21 protein-coding genes and 1 pseudogene are annotated in these 23,129 nt (G+C 41.9%); 14 read left to right on the top strand and 8 right to left on the bottom strand.

Annotated elements, in window-relative coordinates; genetic code table 11:
* The first annotated feature begins 275 nt into the window (after positions 1 to 275).
* Positions 276 to 2,879: a COR domain-containing protein gene (locus ANSO36C_RS25765; protein ID WP_251956905.1), complete on the top strand. Its 2,604-nt coding sequence runs from the start codon at positions 276 to 278 to the stop codon at positions 2,877 to 2,879.
* A 119-nt stretch (positions 2,880 to 2,998) separates the two neighbouring features.
* Here the strand turns inward: ANSO36C_RS25765 and hetF are convergent, their stop codons facing one another.
* Positions 2,999 to 5,521, bottom strand: a complete 2,523-nt coding sequence (hetF, locus tag ANSO36C_RS25760) for a cell division protein HetF (protein WP_251956903.1) — start codon at positions 5,519 to 5,521, stop codon at positions 2,999 to 3,001.
* 1,875 nt (positions 5,522 to 7,396) lie between these two features.
* On the opposite strand from hetF, the gene ANSO36C_RS25755 reads away from it, so the two are divergent.
* On the top strand, positions 7,397 to 7,753 hold the full coding sequence (locus tag ANSO36C_RS25755) for an IS630 transposase-related protein (protein ID WP_251956147.1): 357 nt from the start codon (positions 7,397 to 7,399) through the stop codon (positions 7,751 to 7,753).
* 119 nt (positions 7,754 to 7,872) lie between these two features.
* Positions 7,873 to 8,238, top strand: coding sequence for a transposase (locus ANSO36C_RS25750; RefSeq protein WP_251956146.1), 366 nt, complete (start codon positions 7,873 to 7,875; stop codon positions 8,236 to 8,238).
* 335 nt (positions 8,239 to 8,573) lie between these two features.
* On the opposite strand, the gene ANSO36C_RS25745 is transcribed toward ANSO36C_RS25750, so the two are convergent.
* The 3 genes and pseudogenes from ANSO36C_RS25745 to ANSO36C_RS25735 form a co-directional block, all read right to left on the bottom strand.
* Positions 8,574 to 9,308: an FHA domain-containing protein gene (locus tag ANSO36C_RS25745; RefSeq protein WP_251956901.1), complete on the bottom strand. Its 735-nt coding sequence runs from the start codon at positions 9,306 to 9,308 to the stop codon at positions 8,574 to 8,576.
* A gap of 646 nt (positions 9,309 to 9,954) precedes the next feature.
* Positions 9,955 to 10,509 (bottom strand): pyridoxamine 5'-phosphate oxidase family protein, encoded by a 555-nt coding sequence (locus tag ANSO36C_RS25740; protein ID WP_251956899.1) that lies wholly within the window; start codon positions 10,507 to 10,509, stop codon positions 9,955 to 9,957.
* Between the two features lie 116 nt (positions 10,510 to 10,625).
* Positions 10,626 to 11,151: pseudogene (locus tag ANSO36C_RS25735) on the bottom strand (DUF937 domain-containing protein).
* 58 nt (positions 11,152 to 11,209) lie between these two features.
* Between ANSO36C_RS25735 and ANSO36C_RS25730 the strand changes: the two are divergent.
* Both ANSO36C_RS25730 and ANSO36C_RS25725 read left to right on the top strand, forming a co-directional pair.
* Positions 11,210 to 11,515, top strand: coding sequence for a hypothetical protein (locus ANSO36C_RS25730; protein ID WP_251956897.1), 306 nt, complete (start codon positions 11,210 to 11,212; stop codon positions 11,513 to 11,515).
* Between the two features lie 109 nt (positions 11,516 to 11,624).
* Positions 11,625 to 12,380, top strand: a complete 756-nt coding sequence (locus ANSO36C_RS25725; protein ID WP_251956895.1) for a thioesterase II family protein — start codon at positions 11,625 to 11,627, stop codon at positions 12,378 to 12,380.
* A 117-nt stretch (positions 12,381 to 12,497) separates the two neighbouring features.
* Here ANSO36C_RS25725 and ANSO36C_RS25720 read toward each other — a convergent pair whose 3' ends face one another.
* Both ANSO36C_RS25720 and ANSO36C_RS25715 read right to left on the bottom strand, forming a co-directional pair.
* Positions 12,498 to 12,899, bottom strand: coding sequence for an ExbD/TolR family protein (locus ANSO36C_RS25720; RefSeq protein WP_251956893.1), 402 nt, complete (start codon positions 12,897 to 12,899; stop codon positions 12,498 to 12,500).
* Entirely contained in the window at positions 12,883 to 13,536 is a 654-nt protein-coding gene (locus ANSO36C_RS25715) for a MotA/TolQ/ExbB proton channel family protein (protein ID WP_251956891.1), read from the bottom strand. Before ANSO36C_RS25715 ends, ANSO36C_RS25720 begins: the two co-directional genes overlap by 17 nt.
* Before the next feature lie 342 nt (positions 13,537 to 13,878).
* Here ANSO36C_RS25715 and ANSO36C_RS34495 point away from each other — a divergent pair, with 342 nt between their 5' ends.
* Both ANSO36C_RS34495 and ANSO36C_RS34490 read left to right on the top strand, forming a co-directional pair.
* The gene (locus tag ANSO36C_RS34495) at positions 13,879 to 14,664 is read left to right on the top strand and encodes an energy transducer TonB (RefSeq protein ID WP_323374509.1); all 786 of its coding nucleotides are present in this window, start codon (positions 13,879 to 13,881) and stop codon (positions 14,662 to 14,664) included.
* A complete protein-coding gene (locus ANSO36C_RS34490) occupies positions 14,621 to 15,313 on the top strand; it encodes a TonB family protein (protein WP_323374508.1) in 693 nt (230 codons plus the stop codon). Before ANSO36C_RS34495 ends, ANSO36C_RS34490 begins: the two co-directional genes overlap by 44 nt.
* Positions 15,314 to 15,602: 289 nt before the next feature.
* Here ANSO36C_RS34490 and ANSO36C_RS25705 read toward each other — a convergent pair whose 3' ends face one another.
* Positions 15,603 to 15,878 carry a hypothetical protein gene (locus ANSO36C_RS25705; RefSeq protein ID WP_251956889.1) on the bottom strand — a complete coding sequence of 92 codons (276 nt, stop codon included), beginning with the start codon at positions 15,876 to 15,878 and terminating at the stop codon, positions 15,603 to 15,605.
* A gap of 187 nt (positions 15,879 to 16,065) precedes the next feature.
* On the opposite strand from ANSO36C_RS25705, the gene ANSO36C_RS25700 reads away from it, so the two are divergent.
* From ANSO36C_RS25700 to ANSO36C_RS25695, 3 genes are read left to right on the top strand one after another with little or no spacing between them, the layout of a single operon-like run.
* The gene (locus tag ANSO36C_RS25700) at positions 16,066 to 16,311 is read left to right on the top strand and encodes a hypothetical protein (RefSeq protein WP_229550863.1); all 246 of its coding nucleotides are present in this window, start codon (positions 16,066 to 16,068) and stop codon (positions 16,309 to 16,311) included.
* A 10-nt stretch (positions 16,312 to 16,321) separates the two neighbouring features.
* Entirely contained in the window at positions 16,322 to 16,582 is a 261-nt protein-coding gene (locus tag ANSO36C_RS34485; protein WP_323374507.1) for a hypothetical protein, read from the top strand.
* Positions 16,527 to 17,351 (top strand): hypothetical protein, encoded by an 825-nt coding sequence (locus ANSO36C_RS25695; protein ID WP_323374506.1) that lies wholly within the window; start codon positions 16,527 to 16,529, stop codon positions 17,349 to 17,351. Before ANSO36C_RS34485 ends, ANSO36C_RS25695 begins: the two co-directional genes overlap by 56 nt.
* A 105-nt stretch (positions 17,352 to 17,456) precedes the next feature.
* On the opposite strand, the gene ilvA is transcribed toward ANSO36C_RS25695, so the two are convergent.
* A complete protein-coding gene (gene ilvA / locus ANSO36C_RS25690) occupies positions 17,457 to 18,968 on the bottom strand; it encodes a threonine ammonia-lyase, biosynthetic (RefSeq protein ID WP_251956886.1) in 1,512 nt (503 codons plus the stop codon).
* 405 nt (positions 18,969 to 19,373) lie between these two features.
* On the opposite strand from ilvA, the gene ANSO36C_RS25685 reads away from it, so the two are divergent.
* The 4 genes from ANSO36C_RS25685 (at position 19,374) to urtA (ending at position 23,115) form a co-directional block, all read left to right on the top strand.
* The gene (locus tag ANSO36C_RS25685; protein WP_190944446.1) at positions 19,374 to 19,679 is read left to right on the top strand and encodes an RNA recognition motif domain-containing protein; all 306 of its coding nucleotides are present in this window, start codon (positions 19,374 to 19,376) and stop codon (positions 19,677 to 19,679) included.
* A gap of 338 nt (positions 19,680 to 20,017) precedes the next feature.
* Positions 20,018 to 20,437 carry a hypothetical protein gene (locus ANSO36C_RS25680; protein ID WP_251956885.1) on the top strand — a complete coding sequence of 140 codons (420 nt, stop codon included), beginning with the start codon at positions 20,018 to 20,020 and terminating at the stop codon, positions 20,435 to 20,437.
* 18 nt (positions 20,438 to 20,455) lie between these two features.
* On the top strand, positions 20,456 to 21,601 hold the full coding sequence (locus ANSO36C_RS25675) for an NAD(P)/FAD-dependent oxidoreductase (protein ID WP_251956883.1): 1,146 nt from the start codon (positions 20,456 to 20,458) through the stop codon (positions 21,599 to 21,601).
* A gap of 197 nt (positions 21,602 to 21,798) precedes the next feature.
* On the top strand, positions 21,799 to 23,115 hold the full coding sequence (gene urtA / locus ANSO36C_RS25670; RefSeq protein ID WP_251956881.1) for an urea ABC transporter substrate-binding protein: 1,317 nt from the start codon (positions 21,799 to 21,801) through the stop codon (positions 23,113 to 23,115).
* The last annotated feature ends 14 nt before the right edge of the window (positions 23,116 to 23,129 follow it).

Raw genomic sequence — 23,129 nt, 5'->3', positions numbered from 1 at the left:
ATGGGGGAAACCCCCAAGACCGCACTGGCTCCCCTTCAAAAAGGGGACTTTGACTCCGGGTTCCCCCCTTAAAAAGGGCGGTTAGGGGGAATCGATGAGTGCCTAAAATCACAGCCAACTACTTTTCAAACAACCTCTAAGAGGACTTTCGCTATCAGCCAGACGTTTCTAACCTGTGGCGGTTGTTGGGATTAGTGCAAAATATTAATGGTTGCGAGATTGTCCAGCGAATCAGGGGCATTATATATAATTTTCGTTAACAAGTGAACCTCAGTATGGCAAATACGCCTCAACGTTACCTTAAAAAAATCCGAGAAGCGAAACAGAAAAAGCTTAAAGAACTAGATTTAAGCAATAATTGGAGTACTAATGACAAGGAAAAATTAACGGAAATTCCTGCTGAGGTGTTTGAACTGAAATGGTTGGAGGTTTTGAATTTAAGCTACAACCAATTAAGGACACTGCCAGAAGCGATCGCTGATCTGCAACAACTCACTTCCCTGAATTTAAGCCTCAACCAATTAACGACGCTGCCAGAAGCGATCGCTGATCTGCAACAACTCACTTCCCTGGATTTAAGCAGCAACCAATTAAGGACACTGCCAGAAGCGATCACTGATCTGCAACAACTCACTTCCCTGAATTTAAGCCGCAACCAATTAAGGACACTGCCAGAAGCGATCGCTAATCTGCAACAACTCACTTCCCTGAATTTAAGCCTCAACAAATTAAAGATACTGCCAGAAACGATCGCTAATCTGCAACAACTCACTTCTCTGGGTTTAAGCGGTAACCAATTAACGACACTGCCAAAAGCGATCCCCCGCTTGCAACAACTCACCACCCTGTATTTAAGCCGCAACAAATTAACCACACTGCCAGAAGGGTTCGCCCGCCTGCAACAACTCACCACTCTGAAATTAAACCTCAACAAATTAACGACACTGCCAGAAGCGATCGCTGATCTGCAACAACTCAATTCCCTGGATTTAAAGGACAACCCCATCGAACAGCCACCACCAGAAATTGTTGCAAAAGGTATTAAGGCTATTAAGGATTATTTCCGGCAACTGAAAGCACAAGGTACAGATTATCTGTATGAAGCAAAGTTACTAATTATCGGCGAAGGAGGCGCAGGGAAGACAACACTGGCGAAAAAGATTGAACACGTAAATTATCAACTCCGAGAGGAAGACTCTACGAAGGGAATTGAGGTGATCCAGTGGGGTTTTCCAATGGAAAATGGGCAAGAATTTCGAGTCAATATCTGGGATTTTGGGGGACAAGAGATTTATCATGCAACTCACCAGTTTTTCCTCACCAAGCGTTCCCTCTATGTCTTAGTGGCAGATACCCGCAAGGAAGACACGGATTTTAATTACTGGTTGAATGTGGTGGAACTGTTGAGCGATAACAGTCCACTGCTAATCATCAAAAATGAGAAACAAGACCGCCACCGGGAAATTAATGAACTCCAGTTACGGGGGCAGTTTACTAATTTGAAGGAAACTTTACCAACGAACCTTGCTACTAACAGAGGTTTAGAACAAGTTTTAAAACAAATCAAGCTTTATATTCAAAGCTTGCCTCATATTGGCAGTCCGCTCCCAAGAACCTGGGTTAAAGTCCGGAAAGCTTTGGAAAGTGACTCACGCAATTACATCGGCTTGGATGAATACCTGAGCATCTGTCAACAAAATGGGTTTACCGAAACAAATGACAAGTTGCCGTTAAGCAGCTATCTGCACGATTTGGGAGTATGCTTGCACTTCCAGGAAGACCCACTTTTGAATAAGACCGTCATCCTCAAACCCAAGTGGGGAACTGATGCAGTCTACAAAGTGCTGGATAATGAAAAGGTTATTTGCAACTTCGGCAGTTTCACACGGTCTGACTTGACAAACATCTGGCGTGAAGATGAATACGCCACGATGCATGATGAACTATTGCGCCTGATGATCAACTTCAAGCTGTGTTATGAAATTCCTAGAAGCCAAGGAAAGTATATTGCCCCACAACTGCTATCTGCAAATCAACCCTCCTATAAGTGGAATGAAACCAACAACCTGATACTGCGTTACACTTACGAGTTCATGCCCAAGGGGATCATCACCCAGTTCATCGTCGCCATGCATAAGTTGATAAATGAACAAAAATGTGTCTGGAAAAGCGGCGTTGTTCTCAGCAAAGACCAGACGCAGGCAGAGGTGATTGAATATTACGGCAAGCGGGAGATTAAGATTCGATTCTCAGGTCGTCACAAAAGAGATTTGATGACTATAGTTACACATGAACTCGATAAAATTCATGACTCCTACAAGCGACTAAAGTACAACAAGTTAATTCCCTGTAATTGTGTGACTTGCAAAGATAACCAAGAGCCACACTTTTACCCCTTTGACATATTGCGACAGTTTGTAGCTGATAAGCAAGAACGCATTCAATGTCAAAAAAGCTATCAAATGATTGATGTCTTGGGCTTAATTGATGATGTGATGAATAGAAAGGAGCTAGAGAAAGCAGAAGATATGCCGAAACGATTTGAACCGGAAAATAATCCTCAACGAGAAGAGCATAAACCATCCTCGCAAATTTCACCTGCTGAACGTGGAATAGCTCTTGCTATGGCTCTGGCGGTCTTAACAGTCTTTATTGTTCTTGTACTCAACCCACGAGCAATGCAAGGTAGCACTTTAGCAATAATTAGATTTTTAGCAGCTATATTTGCTGGGATATCAGGTTATTTTTTCACAGGTAGTCTTGGTTTAGAAGCACACGTACCTTTGAATAAAACTAATATTAAAGCTGGAGGAGCATTTGCAGCGTTTGTCTTTGTATTTCTTCTATTCTTTTATGGAGTCCCAGCATCCGAGAATTAAGATAAATCTAAACCTATTTCAGATGCGAAGACAATCATCACCGCAATTGCCAGTGTGAATCAACAGAGCGATCGCACTTAAGATTTACTAATTAAAAGCGATCGCACCACCACAACATCTTACTGCTCTTCACCTTTCTCCTGAAGGAGCGATCGCCAATCTGCGATCGCCTTCTCCGTCCACAGCCAATTTTTAGCTAATTTATCTACCTGGAAATTTTCTCGATCAGACTTGAGAACCATTTGCCGCAATTTGATCGCTTCATTCAGATATTGCGTCTGCTTCCCACTAGATTGACTAAGTGCAGATTTATACAATCCAAGAGCTAAACCAGCATAAGAAGTTAAAGCATCTTGAGGCACTGCTGTCTTTGTGGATGTTGAATTTGTGTTCTGTTCTTTGAGAGCTAAATTCAAAGCTTTGAACCAAGAATCATTGGCGCGATTCAGATTCCCCTCTGTGTAGTAGGCAAATCCCAAAGCGTTATTATACAAAAGCGATTCGGGTTTAGCTTTGGCAGCAGTTTCCCAGTAACGGCGGGCATCATCAACGCTATAGTTATTGTCTCCAGTTTGAATAGACTGCCAAGCTAATCGTCCCTTGTAAAAGTTCACAGATGGATCGTCAGCTTGTTTACTGGGAATTAGTTTTAAGGAAGTTTCAGCCGCAGCTAGTGCGCCCCGATTGAGTAATTCTTCTACAGCTAACAACCCACCTTGCAACTCACCCTGGCTCAATTTTTCCGTAGCAGTAGCGGTGACAATCCCAGTCGCTGCTGTTTCTAAATCGATGTTTGGCTGTTTTTGAATCGGTTGAGAATCAGGTAGAGATTGGGTAGGAATTACTGGTATTTTCGGCATTGCTTGGGGTCGATTTTGCCACCACCAATTTAAACCGATCGCAGCTGCGATCGCACTGATCCCCACAATACCGACAATCGGCCACAGCTTGCGGCGACGGGTACGATTTCTTGGTGGGGCTGGTTGCGAACGCAAAGAATTAGAATTTTGCCACTTTTCTTCAAGGTTCCCACCAGTTGCAGGTGGCGGCGGTGGAACTTCGCCCCATAAGTCTGCTTCCTCTGGCAAAGAAGTCATTTCCTCTGAAACCTGGCTTTGGTGAAGACTATTTTCGTGGATTTGTTGATCCGGTTCAGTTGAGGCTTTTTGGTTATCTAACTGACGAAACAAATCCGAAACTATGGCAGAATCTTCTTCATAACTTGGGTCATCATACTCAATTTCATCAACCAGATCGCCCCAAGTATCTTCACCCAGCCAGTCCAACCCAGAAGAGTCACGCGTCAAACCAGAAGGAATCATATCCTCCATTCCTAAAGCCATCTCAGTATCATCGGCGTTGGCGTAGCCCGTCGTAGACATCGCAGAGTACATTGTGGAAGTTATGCCTAAAGGCGAACTATATTGATTCAGCGACTCGGCACTTTGAGATAACTCAGTTTCCTGGCTGAGAAAACCGTCAAATTCTGGCTGGAGATATAAAATCGGTAATGCCCAGTACATCTGGTGAGAACCATAAGCAGAAATTAATCCTTGGCGCACCCGACTGACACACAAATCTACTGGATATCCCTGGCTCAAATTGCGGTAAAACAATTGTGTAAGCGTCAACGCCACTTCATCTGGAATCCGTTCTGACATCGCCAAAACGCTTCTAATTCCCCGCTTCACCAGACTTTCTGCGAGATTTCGTTCGCCAGTATCTCCAGAGGCATTAGATGCAGCTGTGTACGCCCCCAAGCAGGAATTAAACACTGCCATTTGGATATTATTGTTGACAAGCAAACCTGCCAGATCGTCCCCAGTCAAAATTTCCGTTAAGCCAGTTCTGCGACTAACAAGATAAATTTCTCCGCCATTATTGCCTAAATTACTATGACCAGAGTAGTGTAGAACGTGGTATCTGCCTTGTTCTAGGGCTTGCGTCAGTTCTTCCCGTCCTGGTTGATCTAATACAGTGAGTTCAATTTCTGGGAAACGACTGCTACCTTCAGCAAGTCGTGATGTTTGACGGTGAAGTTCTGCTTGCAGTTTGATAGCTTCCTGTTTCTGTAAATCAAGACGGACTTGATCTGAGGGAGAAGCAATTACCATTAATACTTTTACACCACCTTCTGCTCGTGGTGTGGGTATATGCGATCGCAAAGGCGAAGCCCCCAAAATTCCACTTTGGAAGCGAGAAAAAGCCACATAAGGGCCAGTAGCCAAAGGGCGATCGCCTGCGTGCATCACTTCCCAAGGCAAACGAGCTAACCTAGTGTCCTTTAGCCCCAAACGTAAGCGTAGTACTTGTTGATGGTTCTGGGCAATACCTTGGGCAGTAATCCAACTATCTCTGAGAGTGCCTTGAAATAGGGCATTATAAAATTGTTGACCCAACGCCACCAAATTAACAGAGTTTCTGGCGATGTCGCTTTCATGCCCGCCAGAAGCATACGGATCTCCTTGCAAAACCGACTTCAACGGGTCATTCATTAAATGCCCAGCAGCCATCAACCAATCGGCTATAGGCCAAGTCACCAATTCTTCTGCCAATGGTACCCCAGGCGCGACTTGTTCCGTCCGCACCAAGTAGTCATTTTGCCCTACAGGAGTTACCGAAATGTGGAATTCCTGGGTCACAGTTTCTCGTGTTCGCCTCCTAAATCTGGTTTGAAACGCGAAAGTTTCAAGTCGATTTTTCGCTCCCTCTGATAATTTAGATGCATCGCGCCCCTGAATGTTTCTGATTCGGTGCTGTTTTGGTTTTTCCTGCCTTTACAACTTTGATCCGGATCGGATTACTTGGGACTAGAACACTTAATTGGTAGATGCACCTTGATCTTCAACTCCCTTAGTTGGCTAACACCCACTAGGGGTTTTTTTTGTTTGGGCAAACGACAGCAACTTCTGACGCAGATATTCTCTACCAGAAAATAGTGCTTAATTCTAGAATACTTGATTATATAGATGGATGTCCCTTGATCTTTAACTTCCCTAATTCAGTTAACATCCACTCTTGTTTTTATTGACACACTACAACAATTAATTTTCTAATAAATTTATCCGGAGCATGATGGTTAAGCCTAGAACATTTAATTGGTAGATGCACCCTGATAACTAGCTCCCCTGGTTGGCTAAGGCCCACTGGGGGTTTTTTTGTACAGGAAGTAAGCTAATCGGTTTTTAAGGGACTTACAAAAAATAAATTACCCCAAATTATTTGTAGATTTGTAGGGGCGCAAGGTCTTGCGCCTCTACATTCGCGGAGCGTCCCGCAGGGATGGGATGTTTTTTTACTGGAAGTCCTTAAATTGCATAATTCTTAGCCTCATAAAGACGCTTTGATGCAAAGAAGGGGAGATGCGGCGATGTTAATTAACCCTGACACAGGCATTTTGTAAGGCAGCACACTGGTCACTTAATTGGTAAGTCTGTCCTGATAACTAACCCCTCTGAGGTTTTTCTCTGAATAAACAAACAGTAACATCTTCAACGTTTGCTAATTTATCCGGTAGCCACCCATTCACTTTAGAAGAGATTATTGGTAGATGCACCCTGATAACTAACTCCCCTAGTAGGCTAACACCCACTGGGGGTTTTTTCTAGTTGCTTAGGCGTAGCCCTTCATAGACACCGCCATTAACCCTGATTTTAACCATTTTCTCCGGAAAATACTGGTAGCCCCTAGAAAAGATTATTAGTAGATGCACCCTGATAACTGACTCCCCTAGTAGGTTAACACCAACTGGGGTTTTTTTATTTAAAAAAATAACTTAGCCTTTAGACAAATTTATCCGGAGTATGGTGTTCAATTTGAGAACATTTAATTGGTAGATGCACCCTGATAACTCACTCCCCTAGTAGGTTAACACCAACTGGGGTTTTTTTTATTTAAAAAAATAACTTAGCCTTTAGACAAATTCATCCGGAGTATGGGGTTCAACTTAAGAACATTTAATTGGTAGATGCACCCTGATAACTAACTCCCCTGGTTGGCTAAAGCTCACTGGGGGGTTTTTTTTGGCATAGACGCTTTGTGGTGAAAGGGTAGCAGTTTGGGTGGTTCCTGTCGTTAGCAAGTGTTCTCTCTTGGCGCTAGCCTCTCCCTTTCGGAAAAGAGGATAGAGCATAACCTGCTCACTGAATCTCTGAATCGCTTTCTTTTTATTGTGATCTAAAGATGCCACCGCAAAATGATTGCTATGATATTTAATCACATTCTTAATTTTTTTTCTATATTTTGACTTTTAACTATTTAGTTACCAACAATCCTGTTGTCAAATTTAGAGCCGAGCTTTCTCATCGACTACATCATAATTTCTCGTTAAGAGCCTGAGAGGTTGTTTGAAAAGTGGTTAACCGTGATTTTAGGCACTTATTGCTCTTGATGAGCAAGCCTTGAAAAGGAGGGAACCCTAATAAAATTCCCCCTTTTTCGGAGAAATTACAGCAATTTGATATCAAACCCGCCACAAAGATAGTAAACTGTAAAAATGTAAAGAATAATATTTAAAGATGGCAGCATATTCAATTGACTTACGACAAAAGATATTGAGTGCCTGGCAAAACAAAGAAGGCAGCCAAAGGGAATTAGCAAAACGATTTAAAGTCAGTTTGTCTTTTATCCGTGACTTTTTACGTCGATATCGAGAGACGGCAGAGATAGCTGCCAGACCCCAAGGAGGAGATCGCCGCTCTAAGCTTAATAGTATTGAGCAAGAATTATTAAAGGTAATGGTGACAAAGCAAAGCGATATATATTTGCGAGAAATTCAAGAAGCAATAAAAGAACGCACAGAAATAAATGTAAGTATATCAAGTTTATCCCGCACTCTTAAACGCTTAAAATTAAATCGTAAAAAAAAACTTTAGTATCGACTGAGCAAACTACAGAAAGAGTACAAAAATTACGCTATGAATTTCGACGTTGGCTAGATACTATAGATATCAAAAACCTCATATTTATTGATGAAACAGGTGTAAATCTGGCTATGACACGACATTATGCCAGAGGTATTGACGGAGGAAGAGTCTATGATGAGCGACCGGGTAATAAAGGCAAAAATATTACTGTAATTGGAGCTATGAGTGATGAGGGCTTAATTGCCACTATGACTTTTCCAGGTAGTCTGAACACTGCTAGCTTTTTAGTTTTTATTGAGCAAATATTACTACCATCATTATGGATTGGAGCGATTATAGTTATGGATAACTTACCTGTACATTATGCTGGGACTGCAAAATCTTTAATAGAATCTGTTGGAGCAAAGGTTAAGTTTTTGCCTCCATACTCACCTGATTTATCACCAATTGAGTTATGTTGGTCAAAGTTAAAAGAAATTCAACGTTGCGGCTAAAACTCGAACATTCGATGCTCTAGATGTTGCAATAACTATGGCTGTTAATGCCATTACTGATGAAAATGCTCTAAATTGGTTTAATCATTGTGGTTTATTCTTTGAGCCTATTTAGATAGCTCTTTTTGTGGTGAGTTTGATCGCAAACTGCTGTAAGAGATTCTCCAACCTTTTTCTAACAATAAATAACTTTTCAAAAATCCTCTGAGGCTGGAAACGAGAAAAAGATTTTTTGTTTACTGGCTTTTACCTTGGGTTGATAGGCATGAACATTATTATGCCCTATGAATTATGTCTACTTCACGCAATTGAAGCATATTAGAAGTTCCAATTTTTTAGGCGGGGTTAGACGGTATATCTCTGCTAAAAAAGCGGTCTAAAATTTCTGATTTCTGCTCTGAACTGAAGTTGCTATAACAATTTTCAAGCTTCTCTACCACTGCGTAATTTCTAAAAGTATTTAAATTCAAACCTGTTATTTCTGGTAGAGATTTTTGCCTATTGTGAGAAGAAGTCAGCCTTTCTACTCTATAGTCATTCTTTCGATGCACAAGCTGCATCAATAAATCTATGGCTACGGTTGGCAAAACGCGGCACTTATAATTCACAAAAAAATCAAAAGTCATATTGCCAAGACGGATGCGATCGCCATCTTTGAGCTTGGTTAGTCCAAAAGCGCGATCGCCATTTACGAACGAGCCATTGGTACTATTGAAATCAATTAAGTAAAAACCTTGTTCGTCAATATATTGAATAGCAGCATGGCGACGAGACATGTGAGTATCAGCAATGCAAATACCACTGGCACGATTACGACCTATCGTCCAGATATGCTGTGGCTGTTGTAAACTTTGAGTGTGATTGTCGGACAAGTTAGTCATCAAATAAACAGCAGCACTATCCACTACACCATTTACGTAATATGTCTTCACTCTCGTCAATGAAGGTTGAGATAGGTTTTCTAGCTGAAGAATTTCATCTAGAAGGCTGCTGTGGTGTTCATACAACTTGACAAATACTTCATATAAAGTTAGTCGCCGTTCTATTTCCGTTTGTGCAAAGTCAGTCATTATACGTAAACCTTGTACTACCTGATGTGGGTTGTGAATATTTTGCTTCAGCCTACAATCAGGGATAAATAATTGATTTTTCTCTTTCCCCTGCCATTTGAAAACTTGAGTGGCTTAAGAGCGTTCTATTCTACAACTTTTAGATGAGAGATTGCCTGTTATTTCTACCCATAAAAAGTATGGAAATATTTTTAAAAAACTATTATGCTTCATTGTTTATTGTAAATAATCATTTGTGATTTGTAACAGATGTAAACTATAAAGATTTCATTAAGAATTGCTAACTATTTGCGTATCTTTGCTATGCAACGGCACTTTTCTTAATATTTGGGAGAGCGATCGCTATTAATAAACCCAAGTATTGTATATATTTGGTCAATTCTGAATAAATTTGAGTTTTTATCGAGAATAATCAGGGCTGATATTGCCAGCTAGCGAGAAAATATAGTATTTTCCGCATGGGTAAGATAATAAGTCAGTTTTAAATAAGTAATAATGCTTAAATTATTGGACAGAATCGGGGTAAAAAACACAATTTTTCCGCAAGCGATGCCTATGGCTGGTAACGCCTACGTTTCATATAAAAAAGTATCATTTACCCTTGTCCTCAAAAGTGACTATTTGACTAAATTTCAGTTAGGCAAAGTTAGGGTAATCTACCCAGTGGTGTCGCTAAACCATCAATGCTGACAAGATTTTTCTGCTGTTGATATTCTCGAACTCCCTCTTCGCCTTTTTTACTAGCCCAGTTTACTAAAGTTTGGCGCTGACCTCGGTATTCATAAAGTGGTACGCCAAAACCACAGGAGGTCTGGATTTTTTCAATATCAGCGACAATAATTTGACGAGTTCCAGGTATTGGCAAAAATAGAGAGTGAAGAGAGTCCCACTCTGGATAACTCGGTAAAATCGTCCTTCCTTGGCCGTAAAGACGCAGGATACACGCGGGTTCTTCAAAGGCACAAAACATGAAGGTTATTCGCCCATTTTCTTGCAAATGGGCTGATGTTTCGTTGCCACTACCTGTGAGGTCTACGTAAGCTACGCGGTTGGGAGAGAGGATGCGAAAGGAGTCCTGACCTTTAGGAGATAGGTTGACATGACCAGTAGAACTCAAAGGTGCAGAGCCAACAAAAAAAAGGTGTTGGGCAGCAATAAAGTCTTGTAGCTCCTCAGTAATACAGTCAAACAATTTAGACATAGACTGTCTGATTTATATTTATAAATTTACTATGTTCTCAGCCTATGTCTTAGCTAAAAATCTAGCAAGGTATAATTACCAATGTCTGATTTATCGCAGGGGAGTGGAGAAAACTGTTATTTTCTCATGTACCGACTAGCCATTTGAATGGCATCAGCGATATCAACATCACCATCGCCATCAGCATCTAAGAAAGAATTCAGTACAGGATTACCACCAGCTTGGGGATTTTGAACATTTGCACCTGATTGTAAAAACTTTAGCACCAAAGGTACTGCTAAAGGCAGCAATTGTTGAACTATACCAGTATCCAACCCAGTGCGCTGGGCAGCAACCTGAGCTACTTGCTGTTGTATCTGAGGAGAAAACAACGAATTGACGGCTTGGGGGTTGGCAGAAGTACCAGCATATTGATTGACTAGATTTTGGGCAGCTTCATTACCATCTGTAGCTTGCTTGTCTTGTAGAGCAGAACGGACTTGACCGCCCGACAATTGACAAAACGGATTGGATGGTAGAAGGGTTTGCACCTGTGCTACTGCTCAACTGTTGTATGGTGTTAACAATACTTCCTATTTGACCTAAGCTGCCCTGTTGATTGGGATTAGCGACGGCACCAAGAATTTGATCGAAAAGTCCCATAAGTTTGTTTCTCTTTTTGTTCTCAAAAAACTTACCAAAACTGGTTTGGAGTTTTTTTATGTATACTGACTTTCGTCAGCCTATTAAAAGATTAGAACATTACGAGCTTCATGATGAACAATTGAAGAAGAATTCAGAAGTCAGAATTCAGGAGTCAGAATTCAGGAGTCGGGGATTCAGACCGCGCAGGAATTGTTTCGCGCTTGCGTCTCGTAGAGAAGACCACCAAATTTTCATTTGGTGGGGTGCAAAAACTCCGATTATTCAGACGCGACGCTCGAATACTCGCTCTAAGCGAAGCCATGCCGCAGGCTTTACGCTGCGCTATCCGCCAGTCCATACAGAAAACATTGCTGAATTCTGACTCCTGACTCCTGAATTCTGTTCGATAAAACTTGAAAAGCTACTAACTCAAGGATGAGAAATCGGTAAGGGGCTGGATTTATATAGTAGAAAAATATATTAGTAAAAACATGACCTTCAATCCTTGGATTATCTGTCCCCAACCAAATCCTCAAGCTAATTTGCGTTTATTCTGCTTCCCTTACGCGGGTGGTAGCTCGGCAATTTTTCGCACATGGCCGAATAATCTACCTACTAATGTTGAAATTTGTGCTGTGGAATATCCGGGACGCGGAAAACAGATTAAGTCAGCACCCTTGAAACGATTAGAACCTCTTGTGGAAGCGATCGCTCCAGTTTTGATACCATACTTAGACAAACCATTCGCCTTCTTTGGGCACAGTATGGGGGGATTAGTTAGCTTTGAATTAACCCGTCTACTTCGCTCTGAGTATAGTCTTGCTCCCTTTCACCTCTTCATCTCTGCTCGTCGCGCCCCACAAATCCCTATCACCAAACCACCCCTCCACGTCCTATCAGACCCTGATTTGCTCAATGAGCTACGCAGTCTTAACGGTACACCCAAAGCAGTATTAGAAAGCCAGGAACTGATGCAGATGTTCCTTCCCATTTTGCGGGCAGATTTTGCCGTTCTGGAAACGTATATTTACGCTCAAAAACAGCCACTAGAGTGTGCTATTACTGTTTTTGGTGGTTTGCAAGACCGAGAAGTTATTCATGAGGCTCTGCAAGCATGGCGAGAGCAGACGATCGCTGCTTTCTCATTACATGAGTTTAACAGTGACCACTTTTTTATCCATTCACACCAAGAATCATTATTAAAACTTATATCTCAAGAATTACAGATGCGTCAGCGTAGCTTATGAGAAGTCTTGCAGAAGACAGAATTCAGAATACCCCAGCAGTCAACCCAGTAGTAAAAGTAACGAAAATCTGGATTCTGGCTCCTGAATTCTGAATTCTGACTCCTGAATTCTGCTGTATTATCTTTGGGTAGCGATCGCTAATTTTGCCCCCGGAACCTGACGTACCCGATCCATCACAGCCACCACCCGACCATAATCAACTTTTTCATCAGCATTAATAATCACTAACACTTCTGCGTTAGAACCAACTAAAGTCCGCACTTTCGTTGTCAAATCATCAATTGCAATTGGTTGACGATTCAGGCTGACTTGTTCTTTGTCATCTACAGTAATGGTAATTTTAGTAGGAACTTGCTGTTGTTTGGCTGTGCTAGCCTTCGGTAAATTTACTGGCAAACCTTCTGATCGCGTTAAAAACAAAGTGGACATGATGAAAAATGTCAAAATTGCAAAAATCACGTCAATCATCGGCAGGATGTTGATCTGTAGCGGAAGTTCTGGCTCATCTGGTAGACGCATAAGTTTTTTCTCCTTTTTCATAACGACGGCGGTAGAGTAATTCTAGCTGTCCACCATACTCCTGAATTAGTGCAATTTGCCGTTGATACAGCCCCCGGAAGGTATTGGCAAACAAGAGTGTAAAGATAGCAACGATCAATCCTGATGCTGTTGATACCAAAGCTTCACTAATCCCCGATGTAACACCAGTTGTTTTAGTGCCTCCCACATCACCAAGGTTTAGGGAGGCAAAGGAGGTTATCAATCCTAACACCGTGCCAAGTAGACCCAACAATGGCGCTAATCCGATAATTGTCTCAAAAATGTTTTGGAAGCGTTTGAGAACAGGGATCTCAGCCTGCGATTCACGTTCTAAAGCCAAACGAAATTCTTCTGGATTTGGCTCTTCTAACTCTAAAGCCGCCAGAAAAATGCGTGCCAGTGGTAAATCTGCGTTTTTCTGAAGTTTATCCATTGCACCGACAACATTATCGAGTCGGTAGAGATTCAAAACATCTCGCACCACACGGCTTTGACGCTGATTTATCCGTACCCAAAATCTGATCCGCTCGATGATCAGTGCCCCACCCAATACCGAAAACGCCAGCAGGGGCCACATGACCACACCACCTGCTGTAAACAAATTTTGAATTCCCATGTAGTGCCTCTATAACTTCATCCACAATACAAAATCAGACTACCAGAATCTAGAGATAAGCTGAAAGTTATTCTCAATAAAATATAAAATATAATGATAATTTTTTCAAATGTAATGCTCATGACTTTTATTTACTTATTCGTTTGTTTTACATAACTTAATTTAATTGGATTGCAACAAAAATTAATTTTGTCCAAAAACCATGATATTGGTGGTTTGAAAAGATGTTTTTGCTATTGCAGGGTTCCGTAAGGCGATCGCAATTAATTTTAATTTTTTACTTGATATTTGTAACCTTGCATTCTAAGATGACTAAATTAGTGAGAATAGGTAGCAATAGCTATGAGCTTTTCTGGCATTACTGTCGAGCAACGTTCCAAAGAAGTTGAGGCTCTCAAGTCTTTTCTGACTTACAGTCTGATAGGTTCACTGGCGCTGCATATCGGCGTACTGTCCTCAGGCATAGGCAATTATTTGACGAGAGTGCCCACAGAAGAAGATGACGCAATAGAATTTGCGATCGTGGATTCTCCGACTGCCGAACCAGAAAAACCACTTGAAAAAATTCCAGAAGAACCGAAAAAAGAACCAGAGATTATCCAAAAACAGTCTATAGAAACTCCACAAGTACAAAAACCAGTACAAGAATTTATTGAAAGACCAAAAATTCAGCCAGTTCAAGAACAACCAAAACAAACTACTCAAAACCCACAACCAATAAATAGGGAAATTGCTCCCAATCCACAAGCCCCTGTGACAGCTGTTGCTCCCTCCATAAACCAAGGTAGTGAAAAGTTAAGAGGAGTTTTGAGCGAACTCAGAGATTCAAGAGCGAGTCAAAACACTGGCGGGGGTGGCGGTAGTAGTGGAGTTCTCACAGGCTCCGGTTCTGGTGTTGCTTTAGGTACAGGTTTAGGAAGTGGCTCTGGTAGTGGTACGGGTTCAGGAAGTGGCTCTGGCTCTGGTAGTGGTACAGGTTCAGGCATTGGCTCTGGTACAGGCAATGGAGTAGGGAACCGTCCGCCAGTAGCGACAGCGCCAATAGCGCCAACACCTCCAAAAGTTAACACTTCAGGTGATGGTAATGGGAATGGTCGTGCAGCCTGCCGTGAATGTAATGCCAAGTAATCCAGAGGCAGCAAGACGGCGAGGAGTTGAAGGCAGAGTAGAAGTAGCTGTGGATACTGATGCCCAAGGTAATGTTACCAACGTGCGGATTGCGCGCTCCAGTGGAAACCGCGACTTAGATGAAGAAACCGCTAGACAAGCGCGTAACTGGAAATTAAAACCCGCAGAAGGTGGTAGACAAGGGGTATCCATAGCAACTGAATTTGCCATCAAAGGTTCACGGCGATCGCGCCAAGTTCAAGAACGGCAAGCACAAAGAGAGGCACAAAGACAAGCAGAAGAAAGAACCCAGCAAACAAGGGCTGCTAATTCCACAGAGGAAAATCCAAGACGCAGGCGCAGAGAGTTGTCACCCCCATCAAAACCAGCAATATCTGGATTTAGTAGACGGTTGGAACCCCAAAGAGTCGAAAATACTCTTACAAGCCCATCATCTGGAGCTAGGACAACTGGCACTCAAGGAACTGCAAGAGAGTCCTTACGCCGCATCCAGCGTGAACGAGCGACTACTAATTCATCACAAAAGCCACAACCAACCATAAATCGGCGGCGGCGAAGAGATAATGCTAGCCAAAACAAGTTGCGGGAATCTTTGCGCGGTTTACGCAAACAACCTCAATCGCAACCTGCTGCTCCTAGTCAGGAGTAATCTGTCAAATTGAAGAAGAATTCAAAAGTCAGAATTCAGGAGTCAGAATCAAGACGCGACGCTCGTTCCTCTCTACCGCTACGCTATCGCGGACTCGCTAACACTTTTCTACGAGACGCAACGCGAACGCTATCAGTCGGGGATTCAGACCGTCGCAGGAATTGTTGCACCACCAAATTTTCAATTTGGTGGGGGTCTTAAACCCGATTATTCATCCACCAGTCGTACAGAATTCATTCTGAATTCTGACTCCCGACTCCTGAATTCTGTTCGATAAAACTTATTGGAATCATACTTTGATTAGCGCTTCACCGCCTCTTGTTTTTAGGAGGCGGTTGTTTTTTAGACAAAAATAGGCTTCTTTAAGCATCATCCCCATACCATGAGGCAGATGGGTTAGGAGTGGGATAATTTTATGATGGGCAATTAGACACGCTGGCGATCGCTTGATTTGCCAATCAATACGAAGTGGAATTAAATAATCTTGCACTTTCACCTGCCCATTTCTCTGATGAGGGGAATGAAAGTGATCTGCACTTAAAGAATAATAGTAGTGTTTGCTCATCACCAATTATATGCTGAGAGGATAGTCAATAGCTAACTCTCAAATTACTCATCTGCACTTTATGCTAGGCTGCAAATTCATTAATTTGGATAAAACTTCTACATAAACACACACTGATGCGGTTTGATTTGCTTGAATAGCTATATTGATAGGACATTGATAACGTCGGCAATTCACAATCCTGATTATGGCAAGTAAATTCATTGATGTTAGGGAATATACTGTCAGGGCGCACAAAAGACAGATTCATACTCGTGTTTTCCAGTTTGTCTGTAAAGAGTGTAACGATCTGACAAAGCGCGAGACTTTCGGCCCTCGACCCTTATATTGTGAGAGATGTCGCCCTCCCCAACCGCCTAAAAAATCCCAGCCAACATCTCAAAAAGCAAAACCCAGAGCAATGTCTTATAAAAGTGATATCGATTTAAATTGATTGACGCCTTATGACTCAAAATGGACAATTAGAACCACCTCCGGGGACTTTTCTCTCACCACTGTTGGAATTACGAGAGTATTATGCTCGCCTTACAGAAGAATATGAACGCCTCTTTGTGCAAGCGCGATCGCAACTGGATCATGTAGAAGCGTTGTTGTCTAACTGGTCTTTTTCTGATCCCAACAAGCAGATATCTAGACTGACTGGGGCTGATGAAACCTCAAATCTTTCCCCAAGAAAGCTCTCTGCGGTTTTTATCACCCCTTGATGACATCAACGAAATTAAGTTGGTAGAGTCTGTACGAAAAGACTCAGATCAGGTTGAGATAGATAATTCTTCTGCTGCTGTTGATACAAAAAAGAGTCAACCTCTAACTACATCAACATCTCCAAAAATCGTTCCAGAGAACAACGATAGTTCAACGAAGGTAGCGGAAATTCCCATGCTACCCCAATATCAGCACGCCCTCTCGCGAATGGAAGCTATCAAACAGCTATTGCAAGAGCAGATAGGCACTGTTTGTCATATTGATTTTATCGTGCGATCGCTTTATGGAGAGTTAGATTCCAACCTATTCAGAGTAGTTAAAGGTAGGGTTCAATCTTCCCTCACTCAAGGCAGAGAAAGAAATTACTGGGTAACTATTCCCGACGAACCAGGTTGTTATACTCTAGATTTAAGTTTAGTAGCTCCAAATAATGGCAATGGTGCTTCTAGAAGCATCAAAAACAAAAAGAAGAAACCTTTCGTACCCCCGACAAAAACAGTACCAATGCTCAAAGCCTTTGAGGGTCAATTTTTAATTGATGCCCTTACCTCTCTCTTTGAACAAAATCCAGGTAAAGTTTTCAGCGTCGCTGAAGTCATCGCCGGAATTTATGGAGAAATAGATTCTCAGCAACTTAGAGAGATTAAAAATAAAATACTGAATGAATTATCGAGAGGCTATCGGACAGGCAGATTTTCTAGGGTTCCTAACCAAATTGGCTTGTATACTTGGGACTCTAATCTGATATTGGAAGGGAATTCTCGTTAAATTGGGCATTGGGCAATTCAATTTTGGATTTTGGATTAACGATTTTGGATTAAATTTTAATCTAAAATCCAAAATCTAAAATCTAAAATTCTTACTCCCCACTCCCTATCCCAAAAACAGCTTGTATGCTGGATTCTTGTTTTCATCCCAATAGCGATAGCCCAGATTATCGAGAAAAGCTTGCCACTCTCCCATCTCGTGGGGGGGAACCTGGATACCAACAACGATTCGTCCATAGTCTGACCCATTGTTGCGGTAGTGAAAAAGACTAATATTCCAATCGGGACTCATGGAAGTAACAAACTTCATCAATGCACCGGGGCGTTCGGGAAACTCAAAACGGTAGAGTAATTCATTGTGAGCCAGGGGAGAATGCCCACCTACCATGTGCCGCAGATGTAATTTGGTGAGTTCGTCGTCCGTTAAATCAATGGTTTCAAATCCTTGAGCTTGAAAGTTTTCTACCATCTTTGCAGCATCGGCACGATTTTGAATTTGCACACCGACAAAAATATGGGCTGTTTGTTCATCGGCAATGCGATAATTAAACTCGGTAAGATTACGATTGCCAATACATTCACAAAACTGGCGAATACTTCCCCGTTCCTCTGGAATTGTGACTGCAAAGATCGCTTCGCGGCGTTCGCCCAACTCTGCCCGTTCTGCCACAAAGCGGAGGCGATCAAAATTCATGTTTGCACCGCAGGCGACAGCAATTAAGGTTTGTCCTTCGATTTGTTCTCGCTCTGCGTAGGCTTTGGCAGCTGCGATCGCTAATGCACCAGCTGGTTCTAAAATGGATCGCGTATCCTCAAACACGTCTTTAATGGCAGCACAAGTATCGTCTGTATCCACCAAAATAATTTCATCTACATACTGCTGACACAAACGGAAGGTTTCTTCACCTACTTCCCGCACCGCCACACCATCAGCAAATAAACCCACTTGCGACAAGCGCACCCGATGCCCAGCTTTGAGCGATTGAGACATCGCATCAGCATCTACTGGTTCAACGCCAATAATCTTGATTTCGGGACGCAACCGTTTCACATAAGCCCCAATCCCAGAAATTAATCCGCCTCCTCCAATTGCCACAAAAATCGCATGGATGGGTTGCTGATATTGCCGTAAAATTTCCATCCCGATTGTTCCCTGTCCAGCTATGACATGAGGATCATCAAAGGGATGAATAAAGGTTAATCCTTTTTCTACTTCTAATTCACGGGCATAGCTATAAGCGTCGTCGTATGTATTTCCATGTAACACGACTGCTCCGCCCCTCATTCTAACTGCGTCCACCTTGACTTGAGGCGTGGTTATTGGCATAACGATAATCGCTTTGGTTCCTAAACGATTAGCTGCAAGGGCGACACCCTGAGCATGGTTCCCCGCAGATGCTGCGATTACACCCTGCGCCAATATATCTGGTGGCAGTTGCACCATTTTGTTATAAGCACCCCGCAGTTTAAAGGAAAATACTGACTGCATATCCTCACGTTTCAGCAGGAGTTGATTATTCAGCCGCGCAGACAAATTTGGGGCAAACTCCAGTGGTGTTTCCTGGGCAACATCGTACACACGGGCAGTCAGGATTTGGATGAGGTAGTCGCAAAACATGGGCGTCAAGGTGTTAGCAAATGCTGGATGGAGATTAATTTTACGTCAGAAGCGATCGCACTGGTTTTATTTAATTGCATTCTCTGGGAATTTGGAATGAATAAAATTTCAAAATTACTAATACTATTTGAATAGAAATAAGTTTAGTTATTAAAACTTTTTGGTGAGTTCAAATTTAAGGCGATCGCTGCTAGGTTGATTCTGAGCTAGTTTTGCTAACTGTCCGAGTATTTTAATTGAACAGATTAAGTAAGTATAATGTTACTGATGAACAGAACTTTTTAATTTATGTTAAAATTGTGCATGGAAGATTAAATTCGGTTATGTAGTTTGTTTTTATATATACTTGTATTACAGACCTCTCCGGATCTAAATCTCTACACCCCCTGATTCTGGAGACATTCTATGTCAATTTATGTTGGTAATCTAGCTTATGAGGTTAAAGAAGATGACCTCCGCCAAGTCTTTGCAGAATACGGAACTGTAAAAAATGTTCAACTGCCTATTGACCGGGAAACAGGACGGATGAGAGGTTTTGGTTTTGTAGAGATGGAATCAGACGCACAAGAACAAGCGGCAATTGATGCCCTTGATAACGCTGAATGGATGGGTCGGAGCTTGAAAGTTAATAAAGCCAAGCCCAAGACAGACGGAGGTTCTTCTGGTGGTAGACGAGGTGGTGATGGAGGAGGATACTCTCGCCGTTATTAAAGTCTAAAACCAAGAATTTAACAAACTTTGGGGGTTTAAGTCCCCAGCAAGACAGGCAGCCCGTTTTGTGTCGGGGTCTAAATCCCCGTCACAAAACATAATTGCGAATTGCGAATTGCGAATTGTTTTAACTCTAAGGTCTTGAGGGCAGACAAGGGGTCTGCCTTTTTTCGTGCTTTGGTTGACCGCATACTTCGCGGCGTGAAACCATACGTTAACGAAGCTAATTGTAAGTATCGTTTTTGTAACAGGTGTAGCAACCATGAACCCAGAAGCTAAACATATTGTTAGCGAACTAAGAGCGTGAGTTCTACTCTAACTTTGTTGCTGCTATGAATATGCCGGTGAGCATAACTGGTACATCTTATAGTAATAATTCACCGATCGCATCTTGGATTGATCATAGGCAGAGACTGAACTATATAAATGTATATGCTTATACAGCACCCGATGAATTTGTCCCATTGCGCCCATTCATTCTTCGACTGGCTATTAACAAAAGTGCTGGTAGAGTAATGGTGTTAAAAAAAGGACAAGTATGCCGAGGTCTTAATTTGGTGTGGAATTTTGAGTTAACTGTACTACCAAAAGAAATCTTAGACTTTCTTCCCTGGATAGTTAACTTAGTTGAATCTCATGACAAAGGTTCGCCGTTGTTGATAGAATCACCACCCCATTCCTTTGAATTAAAAGTGTCAGAGGTCGAGTTATTTAATAATGCATGGACTCAGAAAGCTTGGCTCCTGGCAAATTCGTAATTAAGAAACATATTTTATATGAAAGCCTACGAATGGATTGTGGTTGGCGGTGGAATTACGGGTGCTGTACTCGCTTATGAACTTGCTCAAACAGGGTTTTCTGTACTTTTGTTAGAGCAATACAGCACACCACAGAATGCAACTCGTTATAGTTATGGCGGGCTTGCCTACTGGTCGGGTACTACATTACTCACTCGTCTATTATGCGAAGAAGCGATCGCGTGTTACCATATCCTATCTCAAGAGTTGGATGCTGATATCCAATTTCGGGAATTAGATTTATTACTTACTATTTCAGCCGCTAATGACCCAAAAGCAACGGCTGCATCATATAATAATTCTGCCATTCGACCCCGTTTATTGAGTGTCGAAGAAGCTTGTGAGTTGGAACCACAGCTAAATCGAAAAGCGATATCTGGTGCTTTAACTGTCAAACACGGTCATATCCACCCAGAAAAAACATCACTTGCTTACATCCAAGCTTTTGAGAGGGCTGGGGGTGAAATGCAGATTACCCAAGTATTGCAAGTATTGCAAGATGGCGTAAAAACCACCACTGCAACTTTCCACAGTGCTAACGTTGCCATTTGTGCAGGTGGACTCAGCCGCCAGCTGCTAAAATCTGCTGGTATTCCCATCAAGCTGTATTTTACCCATGCAGAAATTATTGAAACTCCACCAGTGGATGTGCAGTTACGCACCTTAGTTATGCCAGCGAATCTGCAACGGTTTCAACTAGAAGCTGAATCTACTCAAGTTGATGAATTGTGGGATGAACTTGGTAACGAGTTAGTACCGCCAATTTTAGATGCGGGTGCGATTCAGTTTCAAGATGGTAGCCTTCGCATCGGTCAAATTAGCCGCGTTCTCACAGATCCTTATGCCAAGGTAAACTCAGAGGCGAGTGAAAAATGGTTGCGAAAAAATGTCGGTGAAGTTTTACCAGCTTTGGAGAATTTACCAGGAACTTGGCATCATTGCTTGGTGGCATTTAGTAGCGATCGCTTACCCTTGATTGGTACTATTCCAGGATTTGAGAGCGTTCATCTATTCTCTGGCTTTAGCAATCCTTTGGTAACTATACCACCTTTGGCAAAGCGCTTTGCCAATTTTGCATCTGGCAATAAAGATGAGATTATCATCCAGCTATCTCTTCATCGCTGACAATAATTTCACATCACAATACTAGGCTTAACAAACTTTAATATTATAAAGTTATTTTTTTATTACAAAAATCGTACATTTTGTATAAGAAGTAACTTTTTACTAGTAAACTATCGCACTATCATCACACTTTAAGTTTAATATTGTCAGCTTTCTATTAAGTTGGCTGATTGGTCAAGAGGAAAATTCATCAAGATATGAGAAGACAATTTAACAGACGCAAGTTTTTAATCTACGGTTCTTTAACTTTTGGAAGCAGCTTTTTTCTGAAGGCTTGCGCGAATAATTCCCCAACTGTTACAGAGAGTCAAGCCGCGCCTCCTACTGCAACTCCTGCGGCTGCTACTGCTGGTGGCACAATCAAAGTAGGTATTTTGCACTCCCTTAGTGGCACGATGGCTATTAGTGAAAAAAGCGTTGTTGATGCTGAAAAACTAGCCATCAAAGAAATTAACGCGAATGGTGGTATCTTAGGTAAACAAATTGAAGCAATTAGCGAAGATGGTGCTTCTAACTGGGATACTTTTAGGGAAAAGGCAACCAAGCTCATTGATCAAGATAAAGTAGCTGTAGTTTTCGGTTGTTGGACTTCTGCTAGTCGCAAAAATGTCAAGCCAGTATTTGAGAGCAAAGACCACATGCTCTGGTATCCAGTGCAATATGAAGGTCAAGAGTGTTCTAAAAATATTTTCTACACTGGTGCGGCTCCAAATCAACAAATTGAACCATCTGTTGATTGGTTGTTGAAAAATAAGGGAAAAGAATTTTTCTTAGTCGGCTCTGACTATGTTTTTCCCCGGACTGCTAACACAATTATTAAAGCCCAATTAGAAGCATTAGGCGGGAAAACAGTCGGTGAAGATTACTTACCATTGGGTAACACAGAAGTTACCCCAATTATTACTAAAATCAAGCAAAATTTGCCTAACGGTGGAGTGATTTACAATACGTTAAATGGTGATAGCAACGTTGCTTTCTTCAAACAATTGAAAGGTGCTGGATTAACACCAGACAAATATCCCTCCATGTCTGTAAGTATTGCCGAAGAAGAAGTTAAAGCAATTGGTGTAGAGTATCTCAAAGATCATTATGCTGCTTGGAATTACTTTCAAACGGTAGATACACCTGCTAATAAGAAGTTTGTTGCAGCTTTTAAAAAAGAGTACGGCGAAAATCGGGTAACAAATGACCCAATGGAAGCAGCATACATCGCGGTTTATTTGTGGAAGCAAGCAGTAGAAAAAGCTGGCACAACTGATTTAGCTAAGGTACGTGCGGCGGCATCCGGTCAAACTATAGATGCGCCTGAAGGTAAAGTGACCATGAACGCCAATCATCACATATCTAAAATTGTGCGGATTGGTCAAGTCAGGGACGATGGTTTGTTTAATATTGTCTATGCTACTCCGACAGCCGTTGAGCCAGTTCCTTGGAATCAATTTGTAAAAGAAACTAAGGGATTTGCTTGTGATTGGACTGACCCGGCGAAGGGTGGTAAGTACAAGAAAGCCTAAATAATTCGTAATTC

Source organism: Nostoc cf. commune SO-36 (genome assembly GCF_023734775.1).
Lineage (GTDB): Bacteria > Cyanobacteriota > Cyanobacteriia > Cyanobacteriales > Nostocaceae > Nostoc > Nostoc commune_A.
Note: the sequence above shows the minus strand (reverse complement) of the source record. Positions and strands in the feature narration are given on the sequence as shown.

Coding starts and splice junctions, on each gene's coding strand:
- ANSO36C_RS25765 (WP_251956905.1), top strand. CDS start 276: ATGGCAAATACGCCTCAACGTTACCTTAAAAAAATCCGAGAAGCGAAA.
- ANSO36C_RS25755 (WP_251956147.1), top strand. CDS start 7,397: ATGGCAGCATATTCAATTGACTTACGACAAAAGATATTGAGTGCCTGG.
- ANSO36C_RS25750 (WP_251956146.1), top strand. CDS start 7,873: ATGACACGACATTATGCCAGAGGTATTGACGGAGGAAGAGTCTATGAT.
- ANSO36C_RS25745 (WP_251956901.1), bottom strand. CDS start 9,308: ATGACTGACTTTGCACAAACGGAAATAGAACGGCGACTAACTTTATAT.
- ANSO36C_RS25740 (WP_251956899.1), bottom strand. CDS start 10,509: ATGTCTAAATTGTTTGACTGTATTACTGAGGAGCTACAAGACTTTATT.
- ANSO36C_RS25730 (WP_251956897.1), top strand. CDS start 11,210: ATGTATACTGACTTTCGTCAGCCTATTAAAAGATTAGAACATTACGAG.
- ANSO36C_RS25725 (WP_251956895.1), top strand. CDS start 11,625: ATGACCTTCAATCCTTGGATTATCTGTCCCCAACCAAATCCTCAAGCT.
- ANSO36C_RS25720 (WP_251956893.1), bottom strand. CDS start 12,899: ATGCGTCTACCAGATGAGCCAGAACTTCCGCTACAGATCAACATCCTG.
- ANSO36C_RS25715 (WP_251956891.1), bottom strand. CDS start 13,536: ATGGGAATTCAAAATTTGTTTACAGCAGGTGGTGTGGTCATGTGGCCC.
- ANSO36C_RS34495 (WP_323374509.1), top strand. CDS start 13,879: ATGAGCTTTTCTGGCATTACTGTCGAGCAACGTTCCAAAGAAGTTGAG.
- ANSO36C_RS34490 (WP_323374508.1), top strand. CDS start 14,621: ATGGGAATGGTCGTGCAGCCTGCCGTGAATGTAATGCCAAGTAATCCA.
- ANSO36C_RS25705 (WP_251956889.1), bottom strand. CDS start 15,878: ATGAGCAAACACTACTATTATTCTTTAAGTGCAGATCACTTTCATTCC.
- ANSO36C_RS25700 (WP_229550863.1), top strand. CDS start 16,066: ATGGCAAGTAAATTCATTGATGTTAGGGAATATACTGTCAGGGCGCAC.
- ANSO36C_RS34485 (WP_323374507.1), top strand. CDS start 16,322: ATGACTCAAAATGGACAATTAGAACCACCTCCGGGGACTTTTCTCTCA.
- ANSO36C_RS25695 (WP_323374506.1), top strand. CDS start 16,527: ATGAAACCTCAAATCTTTCCCCAAGAAAGCTCTCTGCGGTTTTTATCA.
- ilvA (WP_251956886.1), bottom strand. CDS start 18,968: ATGTTTTGCGACTACCTCATCCAAATCCTGACTGCCCGTGTGTACGAT.
- ANSO36C_RS25685 (WP_190944446.1), top strand. CDS start 19,374: ATGTCAATTTATGTTGGTAATCTAGCTTATGAGGTTAAAGAAGATGAC.
- ANSO36C_RS25680 (WP_251956885.1), top strand. CDS start 20,018: ATGCCGGTGAGCATAACTGGTACATCTTATAGTAATAATTCACCGATC.
- ANSO36C_RS25675 (WP_251956883.1), top strand. CDS start 20,456: ATGAAAGCCTACGAATGGATTGTGGTTGGCGGTGGAATTACGGGTGCT.
- urtA (WP_251956881.1), top strand. CDS start 21,799: ATGAGAAGACAATTTAACAGACGCAAGTTTTTAATCTACGGTTCTTTA.